This is a genomic window from Bacteroides sp. 14(A) (assembly GCF_000526555.1).
Lineage (GTDB): Bacteria > Bacteroidota > Bacteroidia > Bacteroidales > Bacteroidaceae > Bacteroides > Bacteroides cellulosilyticus.
The window spans coordinates 748,253-772,357 of sequence record NZ_JAGH01000005.1 but is presented as its reverse complement, the minus strand read 5'-3'; the positions used below and the strand labels follow the sequence as shown (position 1 = coordinate 772,357).

The window sequence follows — 24,105 nt, the reverse complement described above, 5'->3', positions numbered from 1 at the left end:
GTTTTTGTCTTTTTATAGAAAAGGTGCTTTATATTAATGAAGAATAGATTAACTTTGCAGGCGCTTTATAAGCCCTGTCAGTATGACATAAACTTAAAAAGAACGAAATGAAGAAAAGACTTTACCTAAAAGATACGGAAGCAAGAGAAGAAGGAAACACTTTTTCAGTGATTGCTGATTTTGAGGGGAATGAAGAACAGTTGATGGATATTGAAGTGAATGAGATACTTCCGATATTACCTTTACGGAATATGGTTTTATTTCCAGGTGTATTTATGCCGGTATCTGTCGGGAGAAAGACTTCCATGAAATTAGTACGTGAAGCTGAAAAAAAAGGTGCATATATCGGAGTGGTTTGCCAGAAGGTAGCAGAAACGGAGATGCCTTCGTTGGAAGATTTGCATACTATTGGTACGGTAGGTAAGATTATCCGTATCTTGGAAATGCCTGATCAGACTACCACTATTATTCTGCAAGGCGTCAAACGTATGGAATTGGAAGAAATTGTAGATACAACTCCTTATTTGAAAGGGCGCGTAAAAGCATTGGGAGAAGATATTCCTGACAAAAATGATAAGGAATTCCATGCATTGGTGGAAGCTTGCAAGGATCTGACTATAAGATATATCAAATCATCTGATATGTTTCCGCAGGATTCTGCATTTGCCATCAAGAATATTACGAATCCTATGTTCTTGGTGGATTTTATCTGCACGAATCTTCCGCTGAAAAAAGATGAGAAGATTGAATTGCTGCGTATTGATGCATTGCGTGCACGTACTTATCGTTTGTTGGAGATACTGAATCGGGAAGTGCAACTTGCCGAAATCAAGGAGTCCATACAGATGCGTGCACGGGAAGACATTGACCAGCAACAACGTGAATATTTCCTGCAACAGCAGATTAAGACCATTCAAGATGAATTGGGTGGTGGTGGCCAGGAACAGGAAATAGAAGAATTACGCCGTAAAGCAATCGCTACTAAGTGGAGTGCGGAAGTAAGAGACACTTTCATGAAAGAGGTGGATAAACTGGAACGTACACATCCACAATCTCCTGATTATAGTGTGCAACTCAATTATCTGCAAACAATGCTAAGTTTGCCGTGGGGAATATACACTACAGATAATCTGAACTTAGTCAATGCTGAGAAGACTCTGAACAAAGATCATTATGGCTTGGAGAAGGTGAAAGAACGTATTCTGGAGCACTTGGCTGTATTGAAGTTGAAAGGTGATATGAAGTCGCCTATTATCTGTTTGTATGGCCCTCCGGGAGTAGGTAAAACCTCTTTGGGGCGTTCTATCGCTGCTGCCCTCAAACGGAAATATATCCGTATGTCATTGGGTGGCGTGCATGATGAAGCAGAGATACGTGGACATCGTAAGACGTACATCGGTGCTATGCCGGGACGTATTATCAAAAGTCTGATCAAGGCCGGCTCATCCAATCCGGTGTTTATCCTGGATGAAATAGATAAGGTGAGTTCAGATCGTCAGGGAGATCCTTCTTCTGCTTTGCTTGAGGTGCTTGATCCGGAACAGAATACAACATTCCATGATAATTTCCTGGATGTAGATTACGATTTATCTAAAGTAATGTTCATTGCTACTGCAAATAATCTGAATACTATCCCTGGACCGTTGCTCGATCGTATGGAGTTGATTGAGGTAAGTGGTTATATCACTGAAGAGAAGATTGAAATAGCCCGTCGCCATCTGGTTCCGAAAGAACTGGAAGCCAACGGTATGAAGAAGAATGATATCAAAATACCAAAGAATACGCTGGAAGCTATTATCGAGTCGTATACCCGTGAAAGTGGTGTACGCGAATTAGAGAAGAAGATAGGTAAAATACTTCGTAAATCGGCACGCCAGTATGCTACGGATGGCTACTTTGCCAAACAGGAAATCAAACCGGGAGATTTGTATGAGTTCCTCGGAGCACCTGAGTATACCCGTGATAAATATCAGGGCAATGAATACGCTGGTGTAGTGACCGGGTTAGCATGGACCGCCGTGGGGGGAGAAATCCTGTTTGTAGAAACCAGTTTGAGCCGCGGAAAAGGTGGGCGTCTGACGTTGACCGGAAATCTGGGTGATGTCATGAAAGAGTCTGCAATGCTGGCCTTGGAATATATCAAGGCACACGCTTCTTTGCTGAATCTGGATGAAGATATTTTTGATAATTGGAATATCCACGTACATGTGCCGGAAGGTGCTATTCCTAAGGACGGCCCCTCGGCAGGTATCACCATGGCCACTTCTCTCGCCTCTGCCCTCACCCAGCGTAAAGTGAAGGCAAATCTTGCCATGACAGGAGAAATAACACTTCGTGGCAAGGTACTTCCCGTGGGTGGTATTAAGGAGAAGATTCTGGCTGCGAAACGTGCCGGCATCAAGAATATTATTCTAAGTGAAGAGAACCGTAAGAATATTGATGAGATACAGGAAATATACCTCAAAGGGTTAACTTTCCATTACGTGAAAGATGTGAAAGAGGTGTTTGCCATTGCGCTGACCAATGAGAAGGTTGCCGATGCCATCGACTTGTCCGTAAAGAAAGAAAAGAAAGCAGAATGACATTCGACTTACAATATACAGACAGTAAAAGTAATGCGCGTGCAGGATTGATAACTACCGATCACGGGCAGATAGAAACTCCTATCTTTATGCCGGTAGGTACCGTAGGAACGGTGAAAGGTGTGCATGTAACCGAACTGAAAGAAGATATTAAGGCGCAAATCATATTAGGGAATACCTATCATCTATATCTGCGTCCGGGATTGGACGTACTGGAAAAAGCCGGAGGACTGCATAAGTTCAACGGCTTTGACCGTCCTATGCTGACAGATAGTGGCGGATTTCAGGTGTTCTCATTATCAGGTATCCGTAAACTACGTGAGGAGGGTGCAGAATTCCGTTCACATATCGACGGTAGTAAACATATCTTCACTCCAGAAAAGGTAATGGATATCGAGCGTACGATTGGTGCAGATATCATGATGGCGTTTGACGAATGTCCTCCAGGAGATTCGGATTATGCGTATGCCAAAAAGTCATTAGGACTCACACATCGTTGGTTGGACCGTTGCATTCAGCGTTTCAATGAAACGGAACCGAAGTATGGATACCAGCAGTCTCTCTTTCCTATTGTTCAAGGATGTGTATATCCTGATCTTCGCAAGCAGTCGGCAGAATACATAGCATCGAAGGGTGCGGATGGCAATGCCATCGGTGGTCTGGCAGTAGGTGAACCTGTGGATAAAATGTATGAGATGATTGAGTTGGTGAATGAAATCTTACCGAAAGATAAGCCACGGTATCTGATGGGTGTAGGTACACCGGTCAATATTTTGGAAGGTATCGAGCGCGGTGTAGACATGTTCGATTGTGTAATGCCAACCCGAAACGGACGCAATGGCATGTTGTTCACCAAAGATGGTATCATCAATATGCGTAATAAGAAATGGGAAACAGACTTCTCGCCTATTGAAGCAGATGGAGCTTCTGCGGTAGATACCTTATATAGTAAGGCGTATCTGCGTCATTTGTTCCATGCACAGGAGTTACTGGCTATGCAAATTGCATCTATTCATAATTTGGCATTTTATCTGTGGCTGGTGGGTGAAGCTCGCAAGCACATCATTGCCGGTGATTTCTCCACATGGAAACCGATGATGGTGAAACGCGTATCGACAAGGTTATGAAAAAACTGAACTGGAACATGAAAGGTATAAAGATGCCGGATAACTGGAAATGGTTGAAGCGGCTCGACTTCTACATTATTAAGAAGTTCCTTGGAACTTATGTGTTTGCCATTGCATTGATTATCTCCATTGCAGTGGTATTCGACTTTAATGAGAAGATGGACAGATTTATGTCACACGAAGCTCCTTGGAAAGCCATAATCTTCGATTATTATCTGAATTTCATTCCTTACTTTGCAAACCTGTTCAGTCCGTTGTTTGTGTTTATTGCGGTTATTTTCTTTACCTCAAAACTGGCTGAGAACTCCGAGATTATTGCGATGTTCTCTACTGGAATGAGTTTTAAGAGGATGCTTCGTCCCTACATGGTGTCAGCAGCTATAATTGCAATAGTAACATTCTTTTTGGGTTCTTATATCATACCCCAAGGTAGTGTGACGCGTATTAACTTTGAAGATAAATATTATAAGCAGCGCAAATCGAATACAGCTCGTAACATTCAGTTGGAAGTAGATTCGGGCGTCATTGCTTATATTGAACGCTTCGAAGATTATAGCAAGACGGGATATCGTTTTTCATTGGATAAGTTTAAAGACAAACAGTTGGTTTCTCATCTTACGGCACGATCTATCACTTATGATACAGCCTCCGTCCATAAATGGATTATAAAGGATTATATGATACGTGAAATGGATGGTATGAAAGAGAATATTGTTAAGGGAGACCGCATCGATAGTACTCTTTTTATGGAACCTGCCGATTTTCTTATTATGAAAAATCAACAGGAAATGATGACCAGTCCACAATTAAGCGAATATATTAGCCGGCAGCGGCAGCGCGGCTTTGCCAATATCAAAGAGTTCGAAATTGAATATCACAAACGCATTGCCATGTCGTTTGCATCATTTATCCTCACATTGATAGGTGTTTCTCTTTCTTCGAAAAAGACTAAAGGGGGAATGGGATTACACTTGGGGATAGGTTTGGCATTGAGCTTTTCATATATTTTGTTCCAGACGATTGCTTCCACTTTTGCAGTGAATGGTAATGTTCCTCCGGTAATTGCTGTATGGATACCGAATATACTCTATGCGTTCATTGCATTTTATCTGTATCAGAAGGCACCGAAATAGAGTAGCCAACTCAACTTAACAAAAATAAGAAGCCCCTCCCGCTCCTTGTGTTACCACAAGTGCAGGAGGGGCTTTTTTGTTGTATCCATTTCCTCTTTTGTCTTTGCTTCTTTTGACTCTAACGATGCTTTTTTCATCACATAAGTTTTAGAAGCAACCCCACTTTCGTCTTACAGGTTCTTTAAATCTTTCATGGCAATGTGCAGTGAAAGCTTAATTCAAGTAAGCTGAAAGTTCTGCAGCAGAGATGTTTTTGGCTATAATTACACCATTATCATCCAGTAAATAGTTAGTAAATCCCCGGCCTAAACGGTACTTTTTAAAGATGCCGGACGACTCGCCTTTAGTTTCCACGAAACAGGTGGGCGTAACTATTTGGTCCTTACGAATGGTTTCCTCGAAGATAGATTGATATTCATCAAATGATACGGAAACCATTTCCACATTATTGTTTGGAGAAGTTGAGTGAAGCGCATTGCTCAAACTTGCGTTTTGCATCCGGGATTGCGCATCATAACTTGCCCAGAAACTGAGTAACACATATTTTCCCTTCATCTTGGAGAGATTTTGAATAGGTTGTTGCTCAGTCGACATAGTTTTGATTTTAAAATCAGGGGCTATGTCACCCACATTTAAACCTCCGGTAGGTTTGTCTTTTTCTACGAAAGAAGTCAAGGAACTAATTAGTAATACAACAAAAATCCATTTTACATGCTTCATGTAAGGCGGTTTTGGTTAATACTGGTTGATTTATAGATGTTTGTCAGACGGTAAAAACAACGTCTTAGCTAACAAATATACAATCAACGTTTACTAAGATTATAGAACCACTCGTTCTAAATCGGCGACAAAGGTATAACTTTATTATTGAAAATCAAGTAAACGGTTGACTTTTTCATGTTATATAACATGTTTTGCATCTCTGGATACCTCTCTGCACAGTATTGATCCGGTGATTTTCGAATATATATTATGTGTTTTTATCATTTGTATCAAGTATATCCTCAAGAGAAATAGGAAACATTTCATGGATATTACTGTTAAATACATATTTCTATGTTAATTGGTGTATATAGCAGGAATTTTATCTACTTTTGCACCGTGTTACTCATTAATTTAGATAAACAATTTTATATGCAACCGTTGAGCACAGAACTTATTCTTATTCGCGTTACGGGCGAAGATCGTCCGGGATTAACTGCATCCGTTACAGAAATTTTAGCTAAATACGACGCTACTATTCTTGACATTGGTCAGGCGGACATTCATAATACACTGTCATTGGGTATCTTATGCAAGACAGAGGAACAACATTCAGGATTCATTATGAAAGAGTTGCTTTTCAAGGCATCTTCTTTGGGAGTGACGATTCGCTTCTATCCTATTTCGGTGAAAGAATATGAAGATTGGGTCAATATGCAGGGAAAAAATCGCTATATCCTTACTTTACTGGGACGTAAGTTGTCTGCCCGCCAGATCTCCGCAGTCACCCGCATTCTTGCCGAACAGGGGATGAATATTGATGCTATCAAGCGCCTGACGGGACGTATCCCATTGGATGAATGTGATTTACGTACTCGTGCGTGTATCGAATTCTCCGTCCGTGGAACTCCGAAGGATCGCATTGCCATGCAAGAGCAACTGATGAAGCTGGCGAGCGAACTTGAAATGGACTTCTCTTTTCAACTCGATAATATGTATCGTCGTATGCGCCGTCTGATATGTTTCGATATGGACTCCACACTGATTGAGACGGAAGTAATTGACGAATTGGCCATACGTGCCGGTGTAGGAGATGAAGTAAAAGCCATCACCGAACGGGCCATGCGTGGGGAAATAGATTTTACCGAAAGCTTCCGCGAACGCGTAGCCTTACTGAAAGGGTTGGATGAATCTGTAATGCAGGATATAGCGGAACACCTGCCTATAACAGAAGGAGTAGACCGATTGATGTATGTGTTGAAAAAGTACGGCTATAAGATTGCCATTCTTTCCGGTGGTTTCACCTATTTCGGACAATACTTGCAACAAAAATATGGTATTGACTACGTATATGCCAATGAACTGGAAATTGTGGATGGTAAGTTGACTGGACGTTATTTGGGAGATGTTGTAGACGGTAAGCGGAAAGCTGAACTGTTGCGTCTGATTGCGCAGGTGGAAAAAGTGGATATTGCTCAAACTATTGCCGTGGGTGATGGAGCCAATGATCTTCCGATGCTGGGTGTTGCCGGTTTGGGTATCGCTTTTCATGCTAAACCCAAAGTGGTTGCCAATGCCAAACAGTCCATCAATACAATCGGGCTCGATGGAGTGCTCTATTTCTTAGGCTTCAAGGACTCATATATCGATTTGCCGAAATGAGCTGAACTATTCCGCAAATATATTTGTTTCATATAATGACATCTATATTTGCGGAACCTCTTAAATATTAATACTATGAAGAGAATACGGAACCTTTTCTATCTCTCTTTGTTTTTGACTGTCCCTGGCCTTCAAGCCGTTGCACAAGAAAAACTTCACGTTAGCCTCCCTGACTCTATAACGACTGTTGGATATGCCACAGGCCTTCGCAAGAACCTTTCAGGACTTGTAGAAAGAATCACCGAAAACCAGATGAATAAAGACCAGATAACCAATCCACTGGATGCAATCCGCGGACGGGTACCGGGTTTGACTATTCTGAAAGGTTCCAACGGACCTGCAGCATTGGATGCTGTCCGCTTGCGTGGTACCACTTCATTGACTACTGGCAATGATCCGTTGATTATTGTAGACGGTGTTTTTGGTGATTTGAGTATGCTTATGTCTATCTATCCGGCGGATATTGAAAGTTTTGTTATCTTGAAAGATGCTTCGGAAACAGCGCAATATGGTTCGCGCGGAGCATCGGGTGTTATTGAAATTACCACTAAAAAAGGTGTTAGTGGGCGTACAAGTGTGAACTATAATGGTAGCTTCGGTATTGCTTCAAGCTATAAAACGGTAAGAATGCTTAATGGAGATGAATTCCGGGCAGTAGCTAAAGAACGTGGCGTTTCTATTCTTGATTTGGGAAACAATACCGATTTTCAGAAGGAAATAGAACAAACAGGGCTGCAACATAATCATCACATTGCCTTCTCCGGTGGAACAAACACCTCCAACTATCGTGTTTCACTTGCTTTGATGAATCGTGAAGGAGTAATTGTCAATGAAAAGTTGCAGAACTTCACATCGAATATGAATATGACGCAGTACGTATTTGATAATTTTCTGAAATGTGATCTCGGAATGTTTGGTTCTATACAGCAAGAGCGTAACCTGGTAAATTTACATAAAGTGTTTTATTCGGCTGCTGCATTTAATCCCACTTTCCCTAATCATAAGAATCCGGAAACCGGAAGTTGGGATGGAAGTGTTCTTGCCAGCCAGTTGTCTCATCCGCTGGCATGGATGGATGTGAATGATAAAGACGCTACTTCGCACATTAGTACGCATGCACGGTTGACATTTAATTTGTCTGAAGCATGGAAACTGGCACTGTTTGCTTCCTACACCTATAATGTGATTGAAAATTCACAGTATCTGCCGGTTGCGGTCTGGGCGCAAGGGCAGGCATACAAAGGAACTAAGAAAATGGAATCGTTATTGGGGAATCTGATGTTGTCTTATAAGAAAGAATGGCGGAAGCATTTCTTTGATGTTTTGGGGCTGGCGGAAGTGCAAAAAGACCAATATTCGGGATTCTATACCACAGTTACTAATTTCAGTATTGATGGTCTGGGCTATAACAATCTTCAGGGAGGTGCTCTCCGTCCGTGGGAAGGAACTAATTCTTATTATGAAGATCCTCGTCTGGCCTCCTTCATGGGACGTGTGAACTATACATACGATGATCGTTATATACTGACAGTGAATGCCCGTGGAGATGCCTCTTCCAAGTTTGGCAGTAATCATAAATGGGGGTTCTTTCCGGCTGTATCTGTTGCATGGGTAGTTAGCAAGGAAAAGTTTATGGAGAAACTGCCTTTCATTGACAATCTGAAAGTCCGCGCAGGCTATGGTTTGGCAGGTAACCAAAATGGAATTGATTCGTACACCTCGCTGAATCTGATACGCCCGAACGGAGTTGCTCCGGTAGGTTCATCACCTGTGGTCACAATGGACCAATTGAAGAATATGAATCCGGACTTAAAATGGGAAGTGAAACAGACCTTCAATGCCGGTATAGAAATGGCTTTGCTGGGTAACCGGTTGTTACTGACCGCCAACTATTATAATTCCAAGACGAAAGATATGCTCTATCTCTATAATGTAAGTGTACCGCCTTTCGCTTACAACACTTTGCTGGCAAACATTGGTTCCATGCGTAATTATGGAACAGAGCTATCCATTGGCATAACTCCATTGAAAACCAAAGATATGGAACTGAATATCAATGCTAACCTGACTTTTCAACAAAACAAATTGCTTTCCCTCGACGGCAACTATCAGGGTGAACATATTTCAGCAACAGAATACAAGAGTCTTGCCGGATTGGATGGTGCCGGATTTCATGGCGGATATAATCATATCGTTTACCAGATTGTAGGTCAGCCGCTGGGGGTATTTTACCTCCCCCATTGCACAGGATTAGTATCCGATGGTAACGGAGGCTATACTTATCAGATTGCTGATTTGAATGGTGGTGGTGTTAGTCTGGAAGATGGTGAAGACCGGTACATAGCAGGTCAGGCAGTTCCAAAAACAATTCTTGGCTCTAATATCAGTTTTCGTTATAAAGATTTCGATGTATCGTTACAGATAAACGGTGCATTCGGGCATAAAGTCTATAATGGTACTTCGCTTACTTATATGAATATGAATAGTTTTCCCGACTATAACGTTATGAAGAAAGCGCCTACACGGAATATAAAGGATCAGACAGCTACAGATTATTGGTTGGAAGATGGTGATTATGTGAACTTCGACTATATCACAGTGGGCTGGAATGTTCCATTGAAAAATACCCGTTACCTGCAATCACTTCGCCTGTCACTGACGGTCAACAATCTGGCTACTATTTCCGGTTATTCCGGATTGACACCCATGATAAACAGTTCATCGGTGAATTCTACTTTAGGTATAGATGATAAACGCAATTATCCTTTATACCGCACATATACCATCGGATTAAGTGTAAACTTCTAAACCTTAAAGACATGAAAAGATATTCCATAATTCGTTCGTTTTGTGTTTTGGTCACCTTCAGTTGGTGCATGATCTCATGTGATGGTTTTCTAAAAGAAAGTCCCCGCGATGCATTACCCGAAGAAGAAGGCTATCGTAACATTACTGAACTTTATCTGAATGCGGTTGCTTCTCTCTATAACTACATTGGAGGAAATTCCGACAGTCAAGGATTGCAGGGAACGGGACGCGGCATATATGATCTGAATACTTTTACAACCGATGAAGCCATTATGCCTACTCGTGGTGGTGACTGGTACGACGGTGGTTTCTGGCAAGGACTATTTTTGCACAAATGGGGAATAAATAATGATGCGATACAAGCCACTTGGGAATATCTCTATAAAGTAGTAATGCTCAGTAATAAGTCTTTGGAACAAATTGAAAGCTATGCACTTACACATGCAGATGCAGAACTTCCAGCCTATCGTGCCGAAGTACGTGCCTTACGTGCAATGTACTATTATTATCTGACGGACTTGTTCGGTAGTATTCCGTTGGTTCTATCTTCCAAGGTTGCCTCAAAAGATATTGTACTGAGTGAACGTGAGAATATCTTTAATTTCATATTCAAGGAACTACAAGAGACAGCCCCACTTCTGCCCGCTCAGTTCAGTAACCGTTCTGGTAATTACTATGGCCGCTTGACACGTCCCGTAGCCTACTTCCTGCTTGCAAAACTGGCACTGAATTCAGAAATTTATATGGATAATAACTGGGTGGATGATACCCATCCGGATGGGAAAACAATCTTCTTTGATGTGGATGGCAATACATTCAATGCCTGGCAGACCGTAGAATTCTATTGTGACCAAATTACAGCTTTAGGTTATCGTCTTGAATCAGATTATGCCGCCAATTTTGCCGTATATAATGAAGGCTCTGTTGAAAACATCTTCACTATTCCGATGAATAAGACGCTATATACCAATCAGATGCAATATCTTTTCCGTTCGCGTCATTATAATCATGCCAAAGCGTTAGGTTTGTCTGGTGAGAATGGATCAAGTGCCACTATCGAAGCCTTACAGACTTTTGGATACGAGACAAACGAACAGGACCCGCGTTTTGATTATTGCTATTATGCAGGTACTGTTTATGATTTGAAAGGTAATGTCGTGAAATTGGATGATGGAACAGCTTTAGTTTACGAACCGTGGAAGGTTAAACTGGATCTGTCTGATGAACCTTATGAAAAGACTGCCGGTGCCCGTATGAAAAAATATGAGATAGATGACAAAGCCATGAAAGATGGAAAATTGATGGAGAATGATATTGTTCTGTTTCGTTACGCTGATGTATTGCTTATGAAGAGTGAAGCCAAAGTCCGTGACGGACGCAATGGAGATGAAGAACTGAATCAGGTGCGTACCCGTGTAGGAGCACCGGAACGTACTGCTACTTTGGACAATCTTCTGGCTGAGCGCCAATTAGAATTGGCCTGGGAAGGTTGGCGGCGTCAGGACTTAATTCGTTTTGGACAGTTTACCCGTTCTTACAACAGTCGTCCGCAACTTCCCAACGAAGAAAGTGGGTATACTATTGTCTTCCCCATTCCCGAGAAAATCAGACAAATGAATCCGGAATGGGAACAGCATCCAGGGTATTAAAGGAATGGATTGCAAAGTAGCTTCATTCTTTTGTGATAATCACTTTATTTCCTATCTTTGCGACTAAATAAAAAGAAACATGAAGTTTTCCGAACTACAACTGAATGATCAGGTGCTTGATGCACTGGAAGCCATGCGCTTCGATGAGTGCACACCTATACAAGAGAAATCCATTCCCGTTATACTTGAAGGCAGAGATTTAATAGCCGTGGCACAGACCGGAACCGGTAAGACGGCTGCCTATCTGTTGCCTGTACTGAATAAACTTTCCGAAGGTGGACATCCTGAAGATGCTATAAACTGTATTGTTATGTCTCCCACACGAGAATTGGCGCAACAAATAGATCAGCAGATGGAAGGTTTTTCCTACTTCATGCCTGTCAGCAGTGTGGCAGTTTATGGTGGTAACGATGGGATACTCTTTGAACAGCAAAAGAAGGGGCTAATGTTGGGAGCCGATGTTGTTATAGCTACTCCGGGACGTTTGATAGCTCATCTGAGTTTGGGATATGTAGATCTTTCCCGTGTTTCCTATTTCATTCTTGACGAAGCCGACCGCATGCTCGATATGGGTTTCTTCGATGACATCATGCAGATTGTGAAGTATTTGCCTAAAGAACGGCAAACCATCATGTTCTCTGCTACCATGCCTGCAAAAATACAACAACTTGCCAACACCATTCTCAATAATCCCGCTGAAGTCAAACTTGCCGTTTCACGCCCTGCTGATAAAATTGTGCAAGCCGCCTATGTTTGCTATGAAAATCAGAAGTTGGGTATAATTCGCAGTCTCTTTGCTGAACAAACACCGGAGCGTGTCATTATCTTCGCATCATCCAAGTTGAAAGTAAAGGAAGTGACAAAGGCCTTGAAAATGATGAAGCTGAATGTAGGCGAAATGCATTCTGACCTGGAACAGGCACAGCGTGAAGAAGTGATGCATGAGTTTAAGGCAGGTCGTATAAACATTCTGGTTGCCACTGACATCGTGGCTCGTGGTATTGACATTGATGATATTCGTCTTGTGATTAACTATGATGTTCCGCATGACAGTGAAGACTATGTTCATCGTATTGGTCGTACGGCGCGTGCTAATAACGATGGTGTTGCTCTAACCTTTGTAAATGAAAAGGAACAAAGTAACTTCAAGCAAATTGAGAATTTCCTGGAAAGAGATATTTATAAAATACCTGTACCTGAAGAATTAGGTGAGTCACCCGAATACAAGCCACGTAGTTATGACGGAAGGGGCAAACGTAACTTCCGTGCTAAAGGACGAAATACCAATAAAGGTAGTGGAAATGCTCCGAAGAAAGGAGATGCTTCAAAAGGAAGAGGTAATGCTCCGAGAAAAAGTGCTAATCCTTCAGGAAAAAGCAACAAATAAGAGAAGGATTTCTTTAATAGATATTGTTTGATGGTGGAGTTTTACTCCACCATTTTTATATGTAATTGCTTATCAGTACCGATAGTCAGGCTTACGAGATGATAAACGGAACTTTCCGGAATACGGAGCATGGCTTCATAGTGATAGCCTTTTCCATCCACATTTATAAAATTCATGTCGGAAAGAATGGTCTGATTTAACACTTCCTCCGGAAAAATAGTTGCGAAAACTTTTTTAGTAATATCCTTGCCATACAGTAATTTCTTGCCTTCATATACACAGATATGTATCACGTTGTCATAGTATACATTGTCCACACCTATACCTTCATCAGAATATACTGTTTTTATTACTTTCATCTTAGAAGGGTTGATATAGACATAGCCCCGATAACGCGTTCCTTTATACATAACCACACTATCTTTTTTGATTACTTCTGAAGTGCTGGGGATAACTTCCACTTCCTGAGTGGAGAATGCCAGAGTGTCTTCCGGATTATCGGACTTATATAGCTTTACGATATCATCAGATAGAGAATGAAACCAAAAGCTATATTCCGTTTGACGGTCTATTTTATAAGCTGTAAGGGTATTTCCGCGTAAATAAATCGTATCACGAAGTACCTTGAAGTAAACAGGTGCATTTTGTGGGTCAGCATAATAGATCGTATCACCGCTAATACGCATTAACGGCATATCCGTCTCATCGTCCAGCCAGACACCTTGCAGCAATTCTTTAGCGGTTAAGTCTTCCCTGTCGGAATTTTCCCCATTTTTAGTACTGCTACAGGATGATACAAGCACAACGACGAGCACCATAGAAATAGTACCCCACTTTATCATAACTCTCTCTGTTTTATATTTTTAATGTCCGATGCAATGATAGGTAAATCCTTGCTCTTCCATTTCTTTCTTGTCATAGATATTACGCCCGTCCAACACCACAGGTTTCTCCATGGTTTTCTTGATAACTGCCCAGGATGGTAAGCGGAATTCTTTCCATTCGGTAACCAGCATCAAAGCATCAGCATCAAGTACAGCATCATACATATCTTTGGCATAATAAATGCTCTCACCTATCCGACGGCGACATTCGTCCATTGCAGCGGAGTCGTAAGCCCGCACTTTGCATCCGGCTTTCAGCAGTTTGTCTATTAACACCAATGAAGGGGCTTCGCGCATATCATCCGTCTCCGGTTTGAAAGCCAGTCCCCATAAGGCAATTGTCTTACCTTTCAGTTCGTTGTTGAAGTGCTTGCAAAGTTTGTCGAAAAGAATGCTTTTCTGTAGTTCATTGACTTCTTCTACAGCATGGAGCACACGCATCTGATAGCCATTTTGTTCAGCGGTTTTGATGAGTGCTTTTACATCTTTTGGAAAGCACGAACCACCATAACCAATACCCGGATAAAGGAACTTACGTCCGATTCGGGTATCCGAACCGATGCCACTACGTACCATATTGACATCTGCCCCTACCAGTTCGCAAAGATTAGCGATATCATTCATAAAACTAATACGGGTAGCCAGCATTGAGTTAGCCGCATACTTCGTCATTTCAGCAGACGGGATATCCATAAATATTACACGGAAATTGTTCAGCAAGAATGGTTTATAAAGCTTACTCATCAATTTCTTTGCACGTTCGGACTCCACTCCCACTACTACACGGTCCGGGCTCATAAAATCATTGATAGCATTTCCTTCTTTCAGGAATTCGGGATTAGAGGCTACATCAAATTGAATACTAACACCCCGTTTATCCAGTTCCTCCTGGATAGCGGCACGTACTTTCTTTGCAGTACCTACAGGAACCGTACTCTTTGTGACTACCAATATGTACTTCTGCATGTTTCTACCAATGGTACGGGCAACTTCGAGCACATAACTGAGATCAGCACTTCCATCTTCGTCAGGAGGCGTACCAACGGCACTGAAAACAACGTCTACCTCATTCAGGCAGCTCTCCAATGAAGTTGTGAAATGTAGGCGACCGGCTTTTACATTTCGGTTCACCATTTCTTCCAGGCCACTTTCATAGATAGGAATAACACCTTTCTTGAGCGCTTCAATTTTTTCACTGTTCGTGTCTACGCAAATGACGCTGACACCGATTTCTGCAAAACAGGTTCCGGTCACTAAACCGACATATCCTGTACCGACGATGGCTATCTTCATACTCTTTATTCAAAATATGTCGCATCCCGGAAGGATGGAGCTGTTTTATCTTTAGGAGATAATAAAAGTTGTTCTTCTGCTATAGGCCACTCAATTCCTATGGTTTCATCATTGAAACGAATGGATGCTTCTGCTTGTGGAACATAAGCATTATCTACTTTATAAATAAAGATAGCTTCCTCACTCAGAACAAGGAAACCATGTGCGAATCCACGGGGAATGAAAAATTGCCGTTGATTTTCCTCACTCAGTTCTGCAGAGACATATTTACCGAAAGTTGGTGATGATTGGCGCAAATCCACTGCCACATCCAGTACTTTTCCTTTTATAACACGTACCAGTTTGGACTGACAATATTCTCCTTTCTGATAATGTAATCCACGTAATACACCGAAGGAAGACTTCGACTCATTGTCCTGAATAAAGTGCACATCACCGATATGCATTTTGAATTCCTCTTCTTTAAAGGCTTCCATAAAATAGCCACGCTCGTCACGAAGAACTTTCGGTTCGATCAGCCATACACCATCAATTTCCGTTTGTATGTAATTCATCTTTTTCAGAATGTTTTTTGTACTTTCAACTGGCAACCTAAATTGTCACCATATATCTCTCCTATATCGAAAGCAATGGATGCATTGAACCGCCATCCTTTCCATTTATGGGGAGTATAGAAAACTGATGCAAAAGTAGAAAAATTTTCTAATATATTAGGTATAGGTTTGAAAGGAGTTCCCCAAGTTTTATTATATGATAGTTTTGCGAGGTATGTCCATTCATTGCTGATGTCTCCACTCCAACCTAAATGCAAGGCTCGGATACGGTTGTATTTGAAACTCATGTCACCGTCTTTGTTATAAATGGGAGAAGCTATCAATGGGTTAGCCATAGTCATTCCCCAGTGTACCCAGCCGGGATACCACTCGTTGTTATAATAATCGTCGGCACCTCCCGTTTTCTCTACTACGGTGAAATCCACTCCATGCATTGGACCGCTCTGATTAGTAGTCTGATAGTATTCCAGTACAAAACCGTTGATGGCCTGTTTGTGGTTAGATTTGTATTCAATCCCCCATAAACCATCAAATCCGTTGAGTTTTCCCATTCCACTGAAATCATCGTAATAATTCTCCAGATAAGCACTGATGGAAAAATCTTCATGACGATAAGTCATCCGTATATGTTCGCTACCCATAAAATTACCTTGATAGGCAATTTGTTCTCCTTCAGGACTACTGTCATCTCCACGACTGGGAATAAATACCTTGAAATAATCTTTCCAACTATTTCCCAAATCTCCTGCATCCATTCCGGCGCTTTTATATCCACCAAACTGTACATCCAAGCTCATACCCAGGTCTAGTTGCCACTTACCCTGTGGAACTCCAATGCGTAGGAATCCGCTTTTATGGTGATATTTGATGCTTTTAGTATACCAATAATCCTCTCCTACCTGCTTTCTCTGATATTTATTATCAGTAAACCATCCGTACGACATTTCTGCTTTTAAAGCGAGGCGTGGTAATACTTGCACATATTCAGGAAGTCCTATCCATACTTGTGGAATAGGTCTTGCATTACCCGACCAGGTTAGTCCGCCACTACTTAATTGCTGATTTAATAAAGGTGAGTCAATCTCTTTACTACCAATGAGTATCCCCAACCATTTATATCGTATGTCAGCATAAGCCTGTTGCAATATAAAAGTGGATGTAAAACCGGATGCAACCGCCATATCCAGTCCTCCTTCCAACCTCCACTGGCGGATTGTATCTGTATAAAAAGCTCCACCTCTTAAATAAGTATTATTGTCAATAGAGGATAATCCATGTTGATTGCTGACCTGCCACAAAGGAGTGTTGTCACCGGTATGGACAGATGCTCCATATTCAACGAAAGATGAAATGTTCTGATGCTTCAGTCCGCTTTGCGCTGTCATTACTGACGAAGCAGAAAAGCAAAACAGGATTGTAAGTATGTGACAGGTTATACGCATGAGTTTATCGGAATATAATTTTCATTGTGTTGAACATGATTTTCAGGTCTAATGAGAACGACCAATGTTCGATATACCATATATCATATTCTACTCTTTTTTTCATTTTATCCAACTTCTCCGTTTCACCGCGCAGGTTGTGTATCTGGGCCCATCCCGTGATACCCGGCTTCACAATAAGTCTTTTATTGTATTCAGGAATGATATCACAATATTGCTCAGTATGTATCAGCATATGAGGACGTGGCCCCACTACGGACATGTCTCCTTTAAGCACATTCCAGAATTGTGGTAACTCATCAAGACTGGTGACACGCAGGAAATGTCCTAATGGAGTAATACGTGGATCCTCATTGTAGGCTTGTTGCGTATCGGCTTCAACATTGGGCAGCATGGAGCGAAACTTATAACATGTAAATACCTTCCCATATAAGCCGTTGCGCTTTTGAGTAAATATAATCTTACCCGGCATCTTTATTTTGATGCAACACCCGATGATGATATATGCCACTGGATATATCGTAGTCAAGACTATCAATGATAACACTATGTCAAGTGTTCGTTTGAGTATACGGTTACTTTTCCGTTTCAACGGAAAAGTATATATTGAAGATTGTATATTCATTCTTAAAATACAGAATTCTTTAGTATATAGAACGTTAAATTGTTATCTATATTGTTTTATAATATTAGAGAATTATATATTTCTTTGGTCTGTCCGGCTATATTGGTCCAGTTATATGCAGACAAGTTGTAAGAAACCCGTTCTGTCTGAGCATTTTCCAATTGTTTCTTCAGAGCCTGTTGCAAACAGGATAAATCTCCACTTTTGAAGTAACATTCCTCCGGTAATCCTATTTCCTTATTAGCAGGAATATCACTTGCCAGTACCGGACAATTATAACTCATAGCTTCAAGTAGTGCGATAGGCAATCCTTCATGCGTGGAAGGTAATACAAATATCCGTGCGTATGTATATAATTGTGCAAGTTTTTCTCCTTTGATAAAGCCTACCAGGCGTATGTTCTTCTGCCCTTTACACATTTCTTTTAACTTTTGAGTATATTCATCCTGATAATCAGCATCCCCGGCTATTACTAATTTTATAGATACTGGAGATAGTTGTTTGAAGGCTTCAATTAGTTTATCAAAGCCTTTCTCTTTCACAAGACGCCCTACTGCTAAAATATAACCATATTCTGTCAAATCCAGACTTTGAAGATGTTCAGTGCTACGTGCAGGAAATACTGGATTTATTCCATTGTAGATCAGTGTTATATTTTTCTTATCTGGATATTTCTGTTGAATCATTCGTCTGATATGTTCAGAAATAACTATGATATGATTAGCATAGTACATTCCTGTTTTTTCTCCCATACGAAGTATCCATTTGGCAAACTTCCCCCATTTATCACGATCATAATCTGGACCATGATGGGTGATTACCGCTTTCATACCTAATAATCGTACTAAAGGGGTCATTAATGCCGGACCTACTGCATGAATATGTACAATATCTGCTTTTACTTTGCGTGCATATAACACGGCCAAGAAAGTATGTATGAAAGCTTCCAAATGCTTGTTACGCAGCACTCTTATGTCTTTTATAATAACTTGTTTATATACTTTTACAGAATGATCCACTGCATAATAGGGACGGCGAACAACAATAATTTCATGCTGTTTATCTGCAATTAATGGATAGAGCTCTTCGCAATGCGTTTCTACCCCTCCCTGTATACCGGGAATGCCTCTGGTCCCTGTTACTACAATTTTCATATTTCTTTATCGTTTAGTATTATGGGATGTCCCAGTATGGAGTGTATCTTTTGATGCAACACCCATCGCATTGGAGTAGTTATATATTTCTTCATGACCGGAGCAGCTGTTCCTACCATCCAGCAATTTTTAGGACACTCACACACCTGGAATCTGATGCGTTCGGCTTGTTCGCTTCTCCACAACTCTTCAAAGGAAGTCATAGTACGGATGTTTCCCATACTTTCTTTCCAGTATTTACTTTCCATGCCATTACAGGGATAAACGTCCCCATATGGATCTACAAAGAAATTAACTAAACCAGCTTCACAAGGAAGCAAACGAGGTTTTCCTTTGATATAATTAATTAGTCCCCAGTTAAAATATGCACGAAACCAGGATTTCGGATGTTTTTCTTTTAGTTGCCATTCTATTAATTTACTAAAATTACCACAGACTTCTGTTTGATTGGTAATCACATTATCTGTTTTATGAAAGTAATACGAATTATGTAAGGCTGCGGTTGCAAATTCCATTTCCAATGAACGAGATAAGCGGTATAAGGAAAGCATATCAGCTGAATTGGAGTTGGAAACAGTAATTCCGAAACCGATATCCTTTACTCTCATTTCTTTGAGTTGTAACAGGGTGCGAAGTCCCTTATCGAACCCGCCTTGCCTTCCTCGAAGTTCATCATTTTTTTGAGATAATCCTTCAATACTAATACGTATCCCTATTTTAGGAAACTTTTCAGCTAAACGGATAATACGTTCTTCAAACCATCCTGAAGTTGAAATAACAACGCGAGGAGACTTATGGAATGCTACTTTTACAATTTCTTCCAGATCCTCCCGGATAAAAGGTTCTCCTCCTGTAATATTTATGAACTTCACTTTCGGTAGTTTTTCAATTTCTGCCGGAGTGATTTCTTTATTTTTATCTGTGGGATTTTGCCATATATTACACATTTGGCACTGCATCGGGCAGCGATATGTAACAATGATACACATGTCAGTGGGGGAATTTATAGCGGATTTCATATATATGCAGTTTATTTATTTGCAAAAATACTATTTTTCATTCCTTTCCTACTACTTCAAGCCACTTTTGATAATAATGCTCACCGGAGAAGCGTTGCAAGGCCGCGGTGGATAATTCATCTCTATTGGCAGAAACAACGGTATTGAACATTTTAGTAATTAGTGAAGGTAATTCTTCGTCTTGAGTGAAGAGGCGATTAAAGCTGCTGGTTTCTATTAATTCCGGTATGCCACCAATATTTCGCCCTAGCACAGGAGTACCACAACACAAGGATTCTATTACGCTTAGTGGGTTATTTTCATACCAAATAGCAGGAATGACAGTAAATGATATTTTTTTGAGTAATTCAATAGTATCCATTATTCCCAAATGTCCAAGAAAAATTATGTTATTTGCAGTATATTTTTTCTTTAAATCAGCTTCTAAAGGTCCGCTGCCGGCAATATATAGTTTATAAGGTAAAGAAGAGGCAGCTTTTAAAAGTGACTCAACACCTTTTTCTTGTGAAAGTCGTCCTATATATGCGTATGCTTCTTCCCGTATGGGGTTGGGGGTATTTATTATATACTGCACTTGTTCTTCTCCAATGAAGTTACTAATGACCTGTAGTTTACTGGCCGGATATCCTCCTTGCTGCATTTTTTTCGCCATGAACTGACTAGGACAGATAAAACTGTTTGTCCATAATGAAAGCTTATTCTTATTCCAGTTCATGGCTTCTCCCCAAGCCAATATGCTTGCCGGAAAACTGTTCTTCATGCATTTACGGAGTACTACGTGCTTTTTATTTGTAAAACATGCTTCACAGGTATTTCCCTTGCAAAGACAGCTGTATGAAGGACAGATCAATTTATAGTCATGGAGTGTCCATATTACTTTGACTCCTCTTTGATATGCCAGTTTCGCAACTATAGGTGAAAGATACGAATGAATATTATTCAGGTGCACAACGTCAGGCTGAAATTCCTCTAAAAGTTTTTTGAAGTTTTGCACTACTCCTATCCCCCATATAATGCGACTGGCAGCTTTTATTTTTCCTTGTAGATCCTTCGCAGAGAAACTTATCTCTTCGGCAAAATATTTGTTTTCTTCACATACTATATTTTGTGAATAACTCATTGCGTAGAAACATACGTCGTGACCTGCATTGCGTAATAATTGCTTTAGATTTAGGGAGTGGACGCAGTCACCTCCCCGAAGATATAGGAACTTATTTACAATGAGAATTCTCATAGTCATTTCATATTGAATTGTTTTATGAATTTGTTGGGAAGTTCTGATAATAAGAGTTGGGAAGAATAGCGTGAGCAATTATCCACATAATACTGATTGTTCATCACTATTTCATGCATATCTTCTTCTGTCCAATTATCTTTAACTATTCCTAGCTTATTCTGTGTTATCCATTCATGGCTATACGGAACCGTATTTGTAAGTACCGGAGTTCCTGCTACTATAGCTTCTCCTATCGACAACATATTTAGTTCTTTCTTGGAATTGCAAAGTAAACAAACAGATTCGCTTAGATATTTACTCAATTCCCTTTGCGGGATTCTTCCCAAAAAGAAAATTTGATTACTCAGTTGGTTACTTTGGACATAGTCTTTCAGATTCTCAGATTCCTCCCCTTCTCCGATTATGTATAATGAATATTGTCTGTCAGAATATCGTTCTATGAATTTCTTATAGGAGATGATAATAGATATTACATCCTTATCTCTATCCAAATGGGCTATAACAATAAATGAAGCTTTCTTTTCTTTTTGGAAATGAAATACTTTTCCATCTACACCGTGATCTATAAAATTAGAAAAAACATTCAAACCAAACTGTTTTGTGAACTTTCCTGCTATAAGAGAACGGGGTATGACTCTTACCTTGCGCATAAATGTGCGTGCTACAAAATGATACCATATCAAAGATGGCAATTTGAAGAATTTTCGATTATGATTGCCTGATTCTTGCCATATAAGAGTTTTATCAGGCACTAAGCATGCAGCAAATAAAGAATTAAACGAAAAAATTTCGCTGCTGATAATCATGTCAAACTGTTCTTTGTGTTTCTTGATGAAGTGAATCAGTTGCGGATGAAAAGGCAGTACAGTCGGCAGGAACAATTTAGGCAGCATGGAACGGAAATAAACTATTTCTATGGGAAAATCCTGCTGATTAGTTGGCTTATAATCTTCCGCAGCTACTAAAGTCACCTCATGTCCCTGATTAACAAACTCTATCCCCAGTTTTATAATCATGCAATCTTCAATAGAAGCTACCTGGGGGATAAATCTCCCTTTAGCTGTGGTACGGGGAGTATATAATATGGAATTCAGTAATAATATGCGCATGTTACTTCATTTTAAAATATCCTTTTGTTATAATCAAATCAGAAATATAACTTCTTCTTTCTTCTAATGGGAGTAATAGTATAGAGTCCTTACGAAAAATACTATGCCCTAAACCTTTCCACGGATAGTTATTAGCCCCCATTAAATCAAGTAAAGTCGGATATATATCTATTTGTTCCATTTTAGAGGTGTAATTCAGCTTTTGTGAACCATTGAGTATAATCATTGCTATTTCTTTATCTTCAGGTAGAGTCTCTTTTCTATTTTCAATTTGGTTCTTATCTATTTCGTTGTGATCCGAAATAATTGCTATAAGTGATTTCTCATAGATTCCTGTTTCTTTTAATTCTTGAATAAATTTGCCAATAGCATTATCACAAAAATGGGCTTTTTCCAGAAAGTTTCTAATATCTTTGGTATACAATTTTGATTTAGAAATATTTGTAGAAGGAATCTCTAATGTATTATAAGGATAATGCATGCTAATTGTCACCAGCTGTGCGTAAAAAGGGAAATCGACATGTTTAATTTGATTGGCAGCCTTTTCTAACAAGATATGATCATTTATGTTTCCTGAAGTATTCATCATCGAACGACTATCATATAATTGTGTAAATCCATAAGATTTGAAAGCTGTTTCTTGATTCCAATATTTAGCATCATCACAAACCATAGATAATGATTTATACCCTTTTAACGCTTTTGCCAAAGAAGGATATTCAGCCTCTCCAAATCGTACAGCCACCGCACCATTATTTATAGGTAACAGTCCTGTATTGTACATGAAATGTGCATCACTTGATCTACCACTTTTGACTTGAGGTTGTATATGTAAAGCAAGAATTGAATTATTTTCCTGGCAAAGTTGATTTAAATGAGGGGTTACTTCTATACTATCCAGTTTAAAATTAATAAGCCATGAGTTAAGAGATTCAACTATTATCACAATTAAATTCTGTTTTTCTTTAACAGCGTATTGATTATCTGTATATTTAAGCATGTATTTGCTCAAAAATGATTCTATTTCTTCTTTCTCTTTAATATCCAAACTGCGTTTTTCTAATATGGTGTTTATAAATGAATGTATACAGAAGGGAACAAATCCATTAAAGTCAAAATACGATATGTAATTAACCGTATTAACATAGCGAATTCCTAAATGACAAGTCGTCCTATTTTGCATTTTTGAATAAAACACATATGCATTCATTAAATGTATAAGAATAGCAAAAAGTAAGATACTAATCGTATATATGACTCTTTTTTTAGAATTGACAGGTGTCTTTTTTATTGTATCCACAAAAAGAAACCAATAAAGAATGAATAAAAAGAATGGTGGCAGAATAAACAGAATATCTGTTAATTTCATGGATGCTTTTATGCTATTTAATAATAAAGGGGAAATATTATCAAATAGGAGAAAAGAGGAAAATGGCATCAGATCATCATAAGTACGATAATACCATAATTGAGACAATCCCCAAAAAGAGAATAGGAAAACTATAATACTAACATAATATATGCGTAATTTAGCAGGAAGCAACCAATAAGGTAGTAGTAGCAAGAGTGCGTCAACCATAGAACGGGCACTGTAGCTCAACAATCCTAAATCCTTATCAAAGTGTAATAAAAGGTCATAGCGAAGATGCAATAGCTGTAAAATTAGAGCTACCATTGCTGCTATATAAAAAAGTTCATTAGGATATTTTTTCCAGCTGCTTAATCTATAATCTTTCAT

At 39.8% G+C, this 24,105-nt stretch carries 18 protein-coding genes; 7 read left to right on the top strand and 11 right to left on the bottom strand.

Annotated elements, in window-relative coordinates; all coding sequences use genetic code 11:
- The first annotated feature begins 107 nt into the window (after positions 1-107).
- The 3 genes from lon to K429_RS0126120 are packed head-to-tail and all read left to right on the top strand — an operon-like array spanning position 108 to position 4,842.
- On the top strand, positions 108-2,582 hold the full coding sequence (gene lon / locus K429_RS0126130; RefSeq protein ID WP_007214165.1) for an endopeptidase La: 2,475 nt from the start codon (positions 108-110) through the stop codon (positions 2,580-2,582).
- Complete coding sequence (gene tgt, locus K429_RS0126125) at positions 2,579-3,709, top strand: tRNA guanosine(34) transglycosylase Tgt (RefSeq protein ID WP_007214164.1); 1,131 nt, start codon at positions 2,579-2,581, stop codon at positions 3,707-3,709. The genes lon and tgt overlap by 4 nt, the downstream gene beginning before the upstream one ends.
- Positions 3,706-4,842 carry an LptF/LptG family permease gene (locus K429_RS0126120; RefSeq protein WP_081593094.1) on the top strand — a complete coding sequence of 379 codons (1,137 nt, stop codon included), beginning with the start codon at positions 3,706-3,708 and terminating at the stop codon, positions 4,840-4,842. Before tgt ends, K429_RS0126120 begins: the two co-directional genes overlap by 4 nt.
- 213 nt (positions 4,843-5,055) lie before the next feature.
- Here K429_RS0126120 and K429_RS0126115 read toward each other — a convergent pair whose 3' ends face one another.
- Entirely contained in the window at positions 5,056-5,562 is a 507-nt protein-coding gene (locus K429_RS0126115; protein ID WP_007218515.1) for a thioredoxin family protein, read from the bottom strand.
- Positions 5,563-5,976: 414 nt separating this feature from the next.
- On the opposite strand from K429_RS0126115, the gene serB reads away from it, so the two are divergent.
- The 4 genes from serB to K429_RS0126095 all read left to right on the top strand — a co-directional run bounded on the left by serB (position 5,977) and on the right by K429_RS0126095 (position 13,050).
- Entirely contained in the window at positions 5,977-7,206 is a 1,230-nt protein-coding gene (gene serB, locus K429_RS0126110) for a phosphoserine phosphatase SerB (protein WP_029328676.1), read from the top strand.
- Positions 7,207-7,281: 75 nt separating this feature from the next.
- On the top strand, positions 7,282-10,014 hold the full coding sequence (locus tag K429_RS0126105) for a SusC/RagA family TonB-linked outer membrane protein (RefSeq protein ID WP_029328674.1): 2,733 nt from the start codon (positions 7,282-7,284) through the stop codon (positions 10,012-10,014).
- Between the two features lie 11 nt (positions 10,015-10,025).
- Positions 10,026-11,663, top strand: a complete 1,638-nt coding sequence (locus K429_RS0126100; RefSeq protein ID WP_029328673.1) for a RagB/SusD family nutrient uptake outer membrane protein — start codon at positions 10,026-10,028, stop codon at positions 11,661-11,663.
- A gap of 79 nt (positions 11,664-11,742) precedes the next feature.
- Positions 11,743-13,050, top strand: coding sequence for a DEAD/DEAH box helicase (locus K429_RS0126095; protein WP_007214158.1), 1,308 nt, complete (start codon positions 11,743-11,745; stop codon positions 13,048-13,050).
- Between the two features lie 41 nt (positions 13,051-13,091).
- Here the strand turns inward: K429_RS0126095 and K429_RS0126090 are convergent, their stop codons facing one another.
- The 10 genes from K429_RS0126090 to K429_RS0126045 are packed head-to-tail and all read right to left on the bottom strand — an operon-like array spanning position 13,092 to position 24,105.
- A complete protein-coding gene (locus K429_RS0126090) occupies positions 13,092-13,892 on the bottom strand; it encodes a DUF4738 domain-containing protein (RefSeq protein WP_022209593.1) in 801 nt (266 codons plus the stop codon).
- Between the two features lie 21 nt (positions 13,893-13,913).
- Positions 13,914-15,227, bottom strand: a complete 1,314-nt coding sequence (locus tag K429_RS0126085) for a UDP-glucose/GDP-mannose dehydrogenase family protein (RefSeq protein ID WP_007214156.1) — start codon at positions 15,225-15,227, stop codon at positions 13,914-13,916.
- 5 nt (positions 15,228-15,232) lie between these two features.
- Positions 15,233-15,781 carry a dTDP-4-dehydrorhamnose 3,5-epimerase gene (gene rfbC / locus K429_RS0126080; RefSeq protein ID WP_007214155.1) on the bottom strand — a complete coding sequence of 183 codons (549 nt, stop codon included), beginning with the start codon at positions 15,779-15,781 and terminating at the stop codon, positions 15,233-15,235.
- A gap of 5 nt (positions 15,782-15,786) precedes the next feature.
- On the bottom strand, positions 15,787-17,223 hold the full coding sequence (locus K429_RS0126075; RefSeq protein ID WP_029328672.1) for a capsule assembly Wzi family protein: 1,437 nt from the start codon (positions 17,221-17,223) through the stop codon (positions 15,787-15,789).
- Between the two features lie 4 nt (positions 17,224-17,227).
- Positions 17,228-17,848, bottom strand: a complete 621-nt coding sequence (locus K429_RS29160; RefSeq protein ID WP_052340684.1) for a sugar transferase — start codon at positions 17,846-17,848, stop codon at positions 17,228-17,230.
- A gap of 56 nt (positions 17,849-17,904) precedes the next feature.
- A complete protein-coding gene (locus tag K429_RS0126065) occupies positions 17,905-19,002 on the bottom strand; it encodes a glycosyltransferase family 4 protein (RefSeq protein ID WP_029328670.1) in 1,098 nt (365 codons plus the stop codon).
- Positions 18,999-20,021, bottom strand: coding sequence for a radical SAM protein (locus tag K429_RS0126060; RefSeq protein WP_029328669.1), 1,023 nt, complete (start codon positions 20,019-20,021; stop codon positions 18,999-19,001). Before K429_RS0126060 ends, K429_RS0126065 begins: the two co-directional genes overlap by 4 nt.
- A 37-nt stretch (positions 20,022-20,058) precedes the next feature.
- A complete protein-coding gene (locus K429_RS0126055; RefSeq protein WP_029328668.1) occupies positions 20,059-21,255 on the bottom strand; it encodes a glycosyltransferase in 1,197 nt (398 codons plus the stop codon).
- 2 nt (positions 21,256-21,257) lie between these two features.
- Positions 21,258-22,367: a glycosyltransferase gene (locus K429_RS0126050; RefSeq protein WP_029328667.1), complete on the bottom strand. Its 1,110-nt coding sequence runs from the start codon at positions 22,365-22,367 to the stop codon at positions 21,258-21,260.
- Position 22,368: 1 nt separating this feature from the next.
- Complete coding sequence (locus K429_RS0126045) at positions 22,369-24,105, bottom strand: LTA synthase family protein (protein ID WP_029328666.1); 1,737 nt, start codon at positions 24,103-24,105, stop codon at positions 22,369-22,371.